General features: G+C 39.0%; 9 protein-coding genes. 5 read left to right on the top strand and 4 right to left on the bottom strand.

The window, feature by feature from the left end; genetic code table 11:
* Positions 1 to 28 precede the first annotated feature (28 nt).
* From MTCD1_RS02975 to MTCD1_RS02965, 3 genes are all read left to right on the top strand, one after another.
* Entirely contained in the window at positions 29 to 727 is a 699-nt protein-coding gene (locus tag MTCD1_RS02975) for a single-stranded DNA-binding protein (protein WP_057179237.1), read from the top strand.
* A gap of 57 nt (positions 728 to 784) precedes the next feature.
* Positions 785 to 2,974 carry an SHOCT domain-containing protein gene (locus MTCD1_RS02970; RefSeq protein WP_057179236.1) on the top strand — a complete coding sequence of 730 codons (2,190 nt, stop codon included), beginning with the start codon at positions 785 to 787 and terminating at the stop codon, positions 2,972 to 2,974.
* Between the two features lie 284 nt (positions 2,975 to 3,258).
* Positions 3,259 to 3,939 carry a TVP38/TMEM64 family protein gene (locus MTCD1_RS02965; RefSeq protein WP_235013359.1) on the top strand — a complete coding sequence of 227 codons (681 nt, stop codon included), beginning with the start codon at positions 3,259 to 3,261 and terminating at the stop codon, positions 3,937 to 3,939.
* Between the two features lie 23 nt (positions 3,940 to 3,962).
* On the opposite strand, the gene MTCD1_RS02960 is transcribed toward MTCD1_RS02965, so the two are convergent.
* A complete protein-coding gene (locus MTCD1_RS02960) occupies positions 3,963 to 4,436 on the bottom strand; it encodes an NYN domain-containing protein (RefSeq protein ID WP_057179234.1) in 474 nt (157 codons plus the stop codon).
* Between the two features lie 237 nt (positions 4,437 to 4,673).
* Here MTCD1_RS02960 and plsB point away from each other — a divergent pair, with 237 nt between their 5' ends.
* The gene (gene plsB, locus MTCD1_RS02955; RefSeq protein WP_057179233.1) at positions 4,674 to 7,109 is read left to right on the top strand and encodes a glycerol-3-phosphate 1-O-acyltransferase PlsB; all 2,436 of its coding nucleotides are present in this window, start codon (positions 4,674 to 4,676) and stop codon (positions 7,107 to 7,109) included.
* A 119-nt stretch (positions 7,110 to 7,228) separates the two neighbouring features.
* A complete protein-coding gene (locus tag MTCD1_RS02950) occupies positions 7,229 to 8,017 on the top strand; it encodes a hypothetical protein (RefSeq protein WP_057179232.1) in 789 nt (262 codons plus the stop codon).
* Between the two features lie 9 nt (positions 8,018 to 8,026).
* Here MTCD1_RS02950 and MTCD1_RS02945 read toward each other — a convergent pair whose 3' ends face one another.
* Genes MTCD1_RS02945 through MTCD1_RS02935 form a run of 3 tightly spaced genes read right to left on the bottom strand, consistent with a single transcriptional unit; the run spans position 8,027 to position 11,914 of the window.
* On the bottom strand, positions 8,027 to 9,937 hold the full coding sequence (locus tag MTCD1_RS02945; protein ID WP_057179231.1) for a putative bifunctional diguanylate cyclase/phosphodiesterase: 1,911 nt from the start codon (positions 9,935 to 9,937) through the stop codon (positions 8,027 to 8,029).
* Positions 9,937 to 11,532, bottom strand: coding sequence for a sensor domain-containing diguanylate cyclase (locus MTCD1_RS02940; protein ID WP_057179230.1), 1,596 nt, complete (start codon positions 11,530 to 11,532; stop codon positions 9,937 to 9,939). Before MTCD1_RS02940 ends, MTCD1_RS02945 begins: the two co-directional genes overlap by 1 nt.
* A complete protein-coding gene (locus tag MTCD1_RS02935; protein WP_231732931.1) occupies positions 11,525 to 11,914 on the bottom strand; it encodes a type 2 periplasmic-binding domain-containing protein in 390 nt (129 codons plus the stop codon). Before MTCD1_RS02935 ends, MTCD1_RS02940 begins: the two co-directional genes overlap by 8 nt.
* Positions 11,915 to 11,952 lie beyond the last annotated feature (38 nt).

The following is an 11,952-nucleotide window of genomic DNA, read 5'->3' as shown; positions in this document are numbered from 1 at the left end:
GTAAACAATTACACTCACAGGAAAAATTTTGTCATTATCCGATGCTGTTAATAAACACCTAAAAACACCAAGCCCACAGCTTTGTGCCGTGACATTGTTGGGCAATTTAGTCGCTACGCCAGATATTCGCTATCGCGCTAATCCTGCCACCGCTGTGACTGAGATTGTCTTAGCGACATCGAGTAAATGGTTAGATAAAAATACTAACAAATATAAAGAATGGACTAGTTACCATCATGTCAAGGTAGAAGGTGAATTGGTCGAGCAGGCTTTATTACAGGCCAATAAAGGCGACATTATTTTACTGCATGGCTATTTAAGTAATATTAAGGCCAAAGCAACGGATAAAAGTACTAATCACCTGGGTATTGTCCACGCTAACTTCGTGCAAAAATTCAGTAAAGGCTATACTCAAGCAATTAACCAAATTCATTGTAGTGCCCAGCTAACGTCTCAACCAAAACTAATGTTAACCGAACAAAACAAAGAGATAACCCAAGCCAATATTGTCATTAATCAACATATTTATAATACCGAAAAACAAACATGGCAGACAATTACTGTTGAACGAGCCATTCATGCTTGGGGCAAACAAGCACTGTATTTAGCCGAACATGGTAATATTGGCGATGAACTGATGTTAGAGGGAAAACTAAGTTACACCAGCGGTTTTAACAAAGATCAGTTTATTGAAGTAAAAAACGTGCATTTATTTAAGGGCACCTAAAAGAAAAGCAAAAATAAAATCGTTAGCAAGACACTGGACTATGGATGACTCAACTAAATGCTTACCGTAAAACACTCTCTCTTTTTATTTTTTTTCCTATGGCTAGTGCTCTTCACCCGCAGCAGCCATGCCAATAATAGCACCAGTGAAAAAAATCAATATTTACTACAAAAAATAGCGCAAGCGCCTCTACTTAAAGGAAAAAACAGCCAGTGGCTGCAACTGCTTGAGCAACCGGGTAACAGCCAAAATTATTATCTTGCGAATAGACAGGGTCAAATTTATCAGTTAGCGCAAGATAACGCTATTAACAGCTCTTTATTACTAGATTTTCAGCAAGTCTCGACTAAAGAGCCGATACTGCAACTCAGCGCTTTTGCTTTACACCCCAACTTTGCCTTGAATGAGCATAGCGGTTATGGCATTTTTTATACCGCTCATGTAGAAAAATCACCTACCATCAGCAGAGCCAAGCGCTTACAAGAATCGGCGGTCACCATAGCACTCAGCTTTGATGCCGTAGTAACTGAATGGCAATTAAACCCAGCGAGGCAAGTCGATATTTCAAGTCAAAGAGAAGTATTGAGAATAGCCATTGCCAGCGTAACAACTGGCATTAAACAATTGAGCTTTAATCCCTACAGTAAATCATGGCATGATGACTTTGCTCAGCTCTATATTGCCCTTGCACAAAACCAAAAATTAAGCCAATACCCACTGTATTCCGGTGCCATTTTACGTATTAATCCACAAGAAATTACTACGGCTAGTTATAGTGTGCCTGATAACAACCCTTATTTCGCTCATAACGAAATTTCAGCCGCCATTTATTTACTGGGTGCTGGGCAAATAAAGCAATTTATTTGGCCGGATAAATACTCTAATAAATTACTGATATCACATTTATACCGCTATAAAAACACAATAAAACATTGGTTATCTTATAGCTATGGCGGGGAAGATTGGCGGGCATACTCACCTAAACAGTTTATATACCAAAACGACCAACCTTTAACGGCCAATAGCTTGCTAGTATACCGAGGTCAAAATGCACCAAGCTTGCGCAACAAGTTATTATTACTGACTAAAAAAAAGCGGCAATGGCAACTGAGCTCATTAACTAATGGTAATCCAGTGGTTAAATTGGGCGTACAACAACAAAAATCCTTATCAACACCGCAACTAGAGTGGCCATTATCGCAGCAGAAGTTAATCACTAAGCAATTATCTATTTTTCGTGATAATCGTGGTGAACTGCTTTTTTTCAATGAGGACTCTGGCGCTATCTATCAGCTATTTCAACAGGATATAATGCCAGGCCAAGGTCATATACAAGGTAATCAAGCAACAAAACAAAGCGGCTTAGCTGGTATTACTTTCTTTTTTATTAGCCTATTCACTTTACTTGCTGGTTATATTTTTTACCAAATAAACAGCCAAAAAAATTCAGTTAAATCATTGGTACGTCGAGAGTTTTCTCACTTAGCATTGACTGATGATAAGTTAGCTTTAAACTTATTTAAACGCCATCAACACAAGACTGAGACTGTGGTAGCCCTGGATCAAATTAAGCAGTGTCAACTGTTACTGGGTGATTTAGTCATTGCGACAATTAACACCACATTGGCTCATGGTTTTAATGATCAACAAGAACAGGCATTACGTGAGATATTTCATAACGAGAAAATTGATAAAATGGTTGATGGTAAAGTTAGGCGTATTAGCTTATCAATCAATACCAGTAAAAAAAATAAGTACATCATTTGTTTATACCTACGCAAAGGTAACGATAGAATAACCAAAAACAGTTACTTTGCCGTGGTCGATGATGTCATTAATTGGTGCTGGTTAATTGCCGCCAAGATCAATAGCCAACATACCAGCAAGCGTGGTTTAAAAGCTAGTATCTCTGCCGCAGATATAGCTCTAGCAGAGCATAAGAGCCATGATGATACCCCTCTGCATACCCAAGCTGCTATTATTAGGCCGGCCACCCACCCTCAGCCAACTTTAGCTGTTAATGAACAAGTCCCCACGGCTGAAATACCAATAGCTCAGGGAAATAGCGATGCGATCATTTTATCTAACTATCATGATTCGACCGCGATAACAGCGGCAAAAGTAGAAACAGAGTTGGTGAATGCCTTAGAAAAATTAGTTAAACTACAACAACAAGGCTTTTTAAGTGCTGATGAATTTTCCCAAGCGAAAGCCAAATTGTTGGACTGTTTAAATAAAACTGAGTAATATTTCGCTAGTAAGCTGCACGCATCTAGCTTACTAAAAATGTAGACGGTACCGGAGCTACCTTATGAGATAATGCAGACGGTATTATCCTGAGCTATTATCCTGAGTAATTTTTCGAACAAAATGTCCTAAATCACTATGTTCCACAATCCATGCCTTACCTATAAGCTTTATAATTATCGCTAAGTGGGCAATTAATTAATCTATTTGGTATAACCATGCTTGCTAAGATTGTTCTTTTTTCCTCTCACGTACATACCACTAGAATACTGGCTAGCCTTATCATGATCATTATTATCGTGACTGGTTTATATCAGTGGCTAATACAGACACCAGCAGCTGGCGCGACAACACTTAGCGCAGCAGAAGTTGGCTTTAATTTAAGTCAGTGGACCATAGCCTTAGTTGATAAGCTTAACTGGCAAGAAAAAGCCAGCTCAACATCTTATAATACCTTGGTGTTGTTGGTTTTTTTATCCCTAGCAACCAGTATAGGTTTACCTAGACAAATTGCCGCTTTAGTCGCGGGTATTAACTTGGGTGCTTTCATCGGCATGATTATCGCGACATTGGCGGCAACGCTTGGCTGCTTCATTACCTTTACTGTTGCCCGCTACCTACTAAGCGATAGAATTACTCGTAAGTACCCAAGTAAGCTAGCAAAATTATCGGCTTTTCTTGGTGAACAAACCTTCTTAAAAGCCATCATTATTCGTATATTACCGCTAGGGAGTAATTTTATCACCAATATTATTGCTGGGGTGAGTAAGGTATCAATGCCCGCTTATGTTAGTGGCTCATTTGTTGGTTTTATCCCACAAATGATCATCTTTGCTCTTGCTGGTAGCGGTATACGCTTAGGTGCACAAAATGAGTTAATGGCTAGCGCAGGTCTATTTATTATTGCGCTGTTGTTAAGCGCCTATTTAGTGAAAAAACATAAAATGAAGCTAACTAACCGCTAGCTCAAACGGATATATAACTGAGCTTAGAGCAATAAACTCTGTTCAATTTTATGGTGCACATCAGCAGCATCCACTAAGGATTTTGCCGTTAAGCTGGCAACACTATAAACTTCTGTAGTAACCCCATATTTTTCACGAACTTTACGCAGCAGCACATCAAAATCACCATCGCCGGAAAGTAATATCACGGTATCAACGTCAGCAGCAGCTTCCATGATATCTATGGTTATGCCCACATCCCAATCACCTTTGGCAGAACCATCACGACGTTGGATATAAGGCTTTAGTTTGACCTCAAAACCAATATGTTTCAGCGCTTTTTGAAATTTATGCTGTTGATCATCACTGCGTTGAATGGCATAAGCATTGGCGATAGTAATCTCACCTTGCGCCATCAACTCTTGCCACAATAAGCGGTAGTTAAATTGCTTAGAAAATACATCTCTGGTGGTGTAATAAATGTTTTGTACATCGACAAACACAGCTATTTTTTTCAAGGTGTTCTCCTGAAATTAAAGGTCTTTTTATCTGATTAAACGCGATGAGCTAGTGTGCTACCACTTTATAGCATTGTGCATAAAGAAGAGAACACTTAGCAAGGCACGGATGACATTAGCATAAACAAAATGAGACTACCCACCTGAATAACCATTAGCCACAAACCAAGACAATGTTAATTAATGATGTTAAAATCTTTTTTTATAGCAGTTAATGACTAATCCGAGCAAGACAACATGTTAGCCTTACGTTCTTTTTTCTATTTTTTCTTGAATTTCCCTCTTAAATTACTGGTTCGCTGTAAAATCATCAACGACAGTCAAAGTGCGACCGAACCGCTAAATAATCCTATTTTTTATATTGTTCGTCATCAATCCGCTTCCGACTTATTGACCCTGCAAAGTGCTTGTAAAAAGCAAAATCTTCCCGATCCTCTTGGCCAAGTTAGCATTAACGGAAAAATTTTTAATCGCACCTTATGTTTAGCCAAACCAACACCCATTTTTTCATGGTGTAAAGCCAGTGAAACAGCGGCAAGCAGCCAAGGTTTAGAGCTTTTAAAGCTACATGCACTTGATGAAAGTCTCGATGCAAAATTAATTCCAGTCAATTTAATATGGGGCCGGACACCAACCAAAGAGCGTACAAACCTTAATATCGGCACGCTGATTGCCGATCAAGAGTCACCAAATTGGTTACGTAAATTTTTTATCGTACTCTTTTTAGGTCGCGATACCTTAGTACGTTTTAGCGAAGCTTTTTCTTTTAGAGATATCACTGACAATCACGGTAGCGATGAAGTTGCCGCACATAAGTTTTTACGCGTTGCTCGCTTTCATTTTCATCGTCAAACCATTGCCGCTAAAGGCCCAAGATTAATGCATCGTAAGCAAATGTTTACCGCCTTGTTTGCCAATCCGTCAATAAAGCGCATGATCAGTGACGAAGCGAAAAGTAAAAAAATACCGGCAGCAGACGTTAAAAAACAAGCGCTAGCCATGATGAATGAAATTGCTGGTGACTACAGTGTTTCTTGGGTACGTTTTGGTGAGATTATTTTGCATTGGTTATGGGCGAGATTATACAGCGCCATTAACGTCACTAATGCCAAGGTATTACGTAAATTGGCACAAGATGGCCATGAAATAATTTATGTACCCTGCCATCGTAGCCATATGGATTACTTATTACTTTCTTATGTCATATTGCAAGAAGGCTTAGTCATGCCACGTATTGCCGCGGGCATTAACTTAAATTTTTGGCCTGCAGGTACCGTATTTAGAAAAGGCGGCGCCTTTTTTATTCGACGTAGCTTTGGCGGCAACCGTTTATATTCGACTATTTTCCGCGAGTATTTAGGACTTTTATTTGAACGTGGCTATAGCGTTAAATACTACACTGAGGGTGGCAGAAGCCGCACAGGTAGATTGTTAGCGCCGAAAACCGGCATGCTAGCGATGACTATTCAAAGTTTACTGCGTGGCATTGATAGACCGCTAACTTTAGTGCCTGTTTACATAGGCTATGAGCACGTTATGGAAGTAGGCACTTACCATAAAGAATTAAGTGGTGGTGAGAAAAAAGGCGAATCGATGTTTGGCGTGCTAAAAGCAATTAAGAGCTTACGTAACTACGGCAATGGTTATGTGAACTTTGGTGAGCCGATGAATATCAACGAGTTTTTAAATAAACAAGTTCCCAACTGGAAAGATGCCATAGACCCTATTGCGCCACAAAAACCAACTTGGTTAACGCCTACGGTCAATATACTTGCTAATAAAGTGATGGAAAACATCAATAAAAGTGCCGCATTGAACGGGGTAGCTTTAACTGCGTTGATTTTACATGCCAGCAAAAACAAAGCGTTAGCTAAAATGGAATTACAAACACAACTCGATTTTTTCTTGAATTTACAACGCCAAGCGCCTTTTAGTGAGCAACTGACCATTCCAGAAGAAACAGGTGCCCAGTTACTGACACATGTTATTTCACTGAACAAGGTGACTATCACTGAAGATAGCTTTGGTAGCTTGGTATCACTTTCTGATACCGCCAAGCTTGAAATGCGCTATTACCGCAATAATATTTTGCATACGTTTGTGCTACCAGCACTTATTTGTCGTTTGCTCGATAGACAGAACAAAATTAATCAAGACGAATTAATTGCCAAAGTACAAGCATTAATGGCCTTACTCAAAGAAGATTTATTTTTATACCAAGATAGCGAACAGGTCGCTACACAAACGCATCAAATATTAGCGGCATTACAAGCAAAAGATATTACAACATTAAGTAAAGCTGGTTTTTGGTCACTGACTGACGATATGGTGCTCCTAAGCCAAGTTCACGCCATGGCGGAGTGTGTTGATGAAAGCTTACAGCGCCTAGCGATTATCACGTCATTAACCAGTCGTTTAGGGCCTTTAAGTAAACGTGATTTAGAAAGCAAAGTAGTGGCTATTGCCAAGCGTTTATCGGTATTAAATAATATTAATGCCCCAGAATTTACCGACAAACGTGCGCAATCAACATTAATCGCCAGCATGCGTCAGCATGGCTATATTGAAATAAATGATGATGGTTTACTCATTGCCAGTAGTAGCATGGCTGAAATAAAAGCCACCATCATTAACTTGGTCGACATTGAAGTATTACAAAGTATCGCCCGCTAACCCTAATAGTGCTCGTTGAGTAAGAGCTTGCTAGAAAAATAAACACCCTGTGTATTGAACCTGTGGTGTTTTTTTTGGTCTAGAACATTACCTATGGAAACTAAAAGAATAAATACTCTGTGTTAAAGGGATCTTACACTGCCATTTTTATCTCTGTTTTACTGCACTTATTACTATTAATTGCCCTAATTAACAGCTCAATAAATCGTCCTAAGGTTATCAAGAAAAAGCCGCCTAAAGTCACCATAATCAAAAGTTTTTTATATTCTGCCCCTAAGAAAGTCGTATCAAAAAAAGTTTCGCCTCAAGAAATAATCACTCAAAAAACTACCGCAGAAAAAATTATCGCTGAGATAGCAGCGCCGCAGCAGACTGAAAACCAGAAGATAGCCTTGGGGCAAACAGTGGCTAAAATATTAGCTAATAAAGCAGTAACTACACCTGTTATCGCTGTAGCTAAAGCGCCACCTAGACAGGTTAGCAATACTGTTAAAAGTACAACTGTAACCACTGAAAATAAAGTACTAGCTGTGAGTCAAGGCAGTTTTTCGAGCTTTGAGCGCTTATCTCGTCTTAGACAAAAAGTAGCCGAGCAACAGCGGCAACAGGCCTTTACTGAATTAACACAAAAGCGTTCCGCTTCCATCATGCATGGTGAGCCCTTTCCCGTGCCTCATACTGTGGTTCCTTTGACTCGCGATCAAAAACATAAGCTAAATACCAGTGTTTCTAATAACACCCGTATTACTAAAAATGATAACGGTAGTTGCACTATGGTGACAGAGCAAATGTACGGTAGCCCAATTGAAGCGACAAGAACAAGTTTTGCTTGTGGGGAAAGTAAATTCGATAAGGGTTTTAGAGAACATATGCAGAAGGTACAAGCCAAGCTAGCGATTCAACGATAAAGACTAAAATCACTTATTTTCTTGGCTATTTTTTACTAATAAAGCAATAAATTCTTGCTGTACTACCGGTTTAGACCAGAAGTAACCCTGCCCCATCTCACAGCCTAGTTCTGCCAGTAAATCTGCGGTTGCTTTATCTTCAATGCCCTCAGCGACATTGGTAATGCTCAAACTTTTACTCATGCCTATTATCGCTTTAACAATCTGTAGTTCATTAGTTGCATGACAGATATTCTTAACAAAAGAGCGGTCTAACTTAAGTGTACAGACATTAAATTTTGCTAAATAACCTAGATTAGAATAGCCAGTACCAAAGTCATCAATGGCAAATGAAATACCAAAAGAGCGCAACTCATTAATTTGTTTCTGAATATAATTGATATCATCCATCAACATGGATTCAGTCAGTTCTAGCTCTAAAAAATGTGCGGCTAGGTTAACCTGAGTAAGAGCACTCAGGATATGTGTTGATAGGTTACCGCGTTTAAAATCTTCCGCGGATAAATTCACCGCAATAGATAATTTATTAAAACCTAACTGATGCCATTGCTTGCACGCGGCAACTGATTGTTCGATAACCCAATGAGTTATATCAGTTATTACTCCTGATTGTTCCGCTAAAGGAATAAAGATCGTTGCCGGTACTAAGCCGTGCTCTGGACTAAGCCAGCGTACTAAAGCCTCGGCACCGGTTATTTGCTCGGTCACTAAGTCTATTTTTGGCTGAAAGTGGACAACTAACTCATGATTACTAATGGCATTTTTTAACGCTTTAGTTAGTTGTAGCTTTTCTTGCTCTTGCACCGCCATCACTCGGTCAAAGAAACTAAAATCAGCTTTACCCTCTTCACCCTTAGCATGCATGGCTAAGTGAGAGTTATGCCGCAACTCGGCCATAGTACTACCATCAAAAGGAGCAAGAGCAATACCAATATCAGGTTGCAGCGCAAGTTCAAAGTCAGTGACATGATAACTTTGGGAACAAACTTGCTGCACTTGCTCGGCAAATTTACTGATGCCACGATAATCCACGGAGTGTTTTAAAATAACAAATTCATTTTGTTGAAACCGATAGACAACCGTCTTGTCATTGGCAAAAGACAGCAACCTTTTTGCCAATAGTTTAAGTGCTTCATCACAGACATTATGGCTATAGTTCATCTTAATTAAGTGTAAATTACCCACATTCAAGGTAATAAAAGCTAAGAGATGACCTGACGATTTTTGTTGCTTTAGCTTTTGTGCAAGATCAGTTTTACAAGCATTTTCATTGGGTAATTGCGTGAGTTGATCAAAGCGACTACTTTTTCTTAATTGAGCAATGGCTAATTCAAGCGCAGCATTGGCTTGCAAAATGTATTTGAACCTTGTTCTTATATCGGCAAATATATAAAACACCCCGACCGAAAAGAAGGTCAACATGACCACATAACTAAAGACACGTCCCCACATGGGTAACGTATCAAACAGTCCGCTAGCCACTAAAAAACCCTGATTATGGGCCAAAGCGAAGAAACATAAAGCACTAACCAGATAGACAAACAAGGAAATAAAAATTAGCTTACCGGATAGCACTATGGCTAACATCAAGAGGCAAGGAAAGGCTAATACCGCGGCATCAAAGATACCTTCACCCAGCCAACAAGCGTAAGTAATAAATACGGCGATAGACCATAACACCATGCCTGATATAACGCTGCAGGTATCGACAGAAGCCCAATAGTAAAACACCACTAACAGGCTAATCGATGAAAACATAGCAAAAGCTAACACTGATTGACCATTAAAAAACAGCTCACTAAGCAGCAGCAGGGTAAGAATAGTCAACAAAATTTTCAGCGTTAGTCTAAGTCGATGAACTTTTTCCTGTTGTGAAAAGAGTGTTATTGAAGAGCGCCCTACCGCATCTATTACGGCCATTATGCTGACGTACTATCATTGGCTTGCTTAGCAAGATCACTGCTAAAGGCTAAATAAAGCTCTTTATTGGTCGATTTTTCTCTTTTTACTTGATACATGGCTTTATCTGCCGCTCTAATGAGCTCTAATAACTCCAATTTATCGTCTGGATAAAAACTAACCCCCATACTTGCCGTAACACTAACACTCTTATTATACTGGGATAAATGATGAGGTTTACTCAACTGTGCAGCCAATTTTGCACAGACATTAGTCACCTCTTTTTTTATAGCATTAGGTAAAATAATGACAAACTCATCGCCGCCCCAACGTGATAGAATATCGTCTTTTCTTAAGCTTTTCATTAACTGACTGGCGACATGAATCAGCACTTCATCACCCGCATCATGGCCAAAGATATCATTTATCGGTTTAAAATCATTTAAGTCCATCATTATCAGCGCGAAAGGTACTCTAGTGAAGATTAGTTGTTTTAAATGCTGCTCTGCCGCTTGGCGATTAAGTAACTTGGTTAAGCTGTCATAATTGGCTTTTTGAGCAAGTAATGATATTTGTTGTTTACGCTTGGAAATATCATGTAAGGTAATTTGATAATTTTCTTGAAAGTCATCGGTTATTAGCTGAGTCACCACTATTTGCACCCAAATTTTTTCTTCTTGATACGATATTAATTCCAGCTCTGCCACGGCTGACTCATCATTAGTAAAAGCAATGCGAATCTGTTCATGTAAATCTTTTTTCATGATAAAAAGGTCTTGCAAATAGTTACCATAATTCTTTTTTAATGGCAGTTTAAGTTTCTCAATAAGCTGCTCAAATACTTGATTATAAAGTAGAATATCACCTTGCGGCTCAACCAATACTATCGCTGAAGTTGCATTTTCAAAGAGCATTCTAAATCTTGACTCTAATACTTGTACTTCACTTCTAAGGCTTTTTTCTCTGAGCATTTGTTGCTCGGCTTTTGCTAATAAACTATTTACATCATCCGCTAATTGACCTATTTCACTCTTTTGATGTGATAAAGGTTTATTTATTCGTTCTCGCGTTCCTGGGCTGATGGCATGCAATGCTTTGCTAATGCTTAAGATAGGACGCGTAATAACATAATAAGTAACAAAAATGGAAATAATGGTGATAATTAAGGCTTCAACCGCGACCACAATAGTATTAGTCGCACTTATATTATTGGCTTTTTCAACGAGGTATTTTTCATTTGCTTTGACAAAAAGTACGCCGACACTGCGTTCTGGTTGAAAAGGCGAAAACAAGATAAATTCAAGCATAGCTGCCGACTCTTGATAGTTATCACTTTTCACCATAAGCACATCGGTTTTAATGGCGGCAGCAGTGATAAGATCATTACTAATCAAGCCATTAATAACCTCTTTCGCTAGTTCTTCATCACCTAAATAACTGGCAATAGAGGCCGTCGGGGAAACCGTGTTATACAATTGCTTAATACTTTGTTCTCCCAGTCGTTGCTCGTTAAGAAAGGTATAACGATAGAAAAGTTGGGTAGTAATAAGCCCAACAATAACTGCTGTAAAGACAATAACGACTGCCAATCGAATAACTAAGCCCGATTTATTCATTTAAAATATAAACCACCTTTAAATCATCGGTGATAAGTGACTGCGGTACATAACCAATCGCTTGTTCGTTCGCTATAATAAAAGCAATTAGGTCATCTTCATTTGACTGAAATACTGCGGCGCGCTTTCTACCAGTAAAACGTAATCTAGACCAATAAGCGTTAACCCGAGATAAAGGCATGCCGACAAGATTTTTATAAAACTTAACTTTGATCGCATGCTCCCCCTTAAGCTCGACTGGAATAGCCTTACTATCATTAGGAAAGGCCACATACTTGCCCATAAATAAGTCAATCAGTTCGGAGCGGGATAATTCATCAACAGGATTGGCCTTATTAACCACCACGGCAAGAGGTTCTTGTGCCTGAACTATTACACTCAATAGTGTCAGCATTATAATGACGATAATTTGAGGGAATT

Origin of the sequence: Colwellia marinimaniae (assembly GCF_002207865.1) — a bacterium.
Lineage (GTDB): Bacteria > Pseudomonadota > Gammaproteobacteria > Enterobacterales > Alteromonadaceae > Colwellia > Colwellia marinimaniae.
This window is presented reverse-complemented; position numbering and strand designations above follow the sequence as displayed.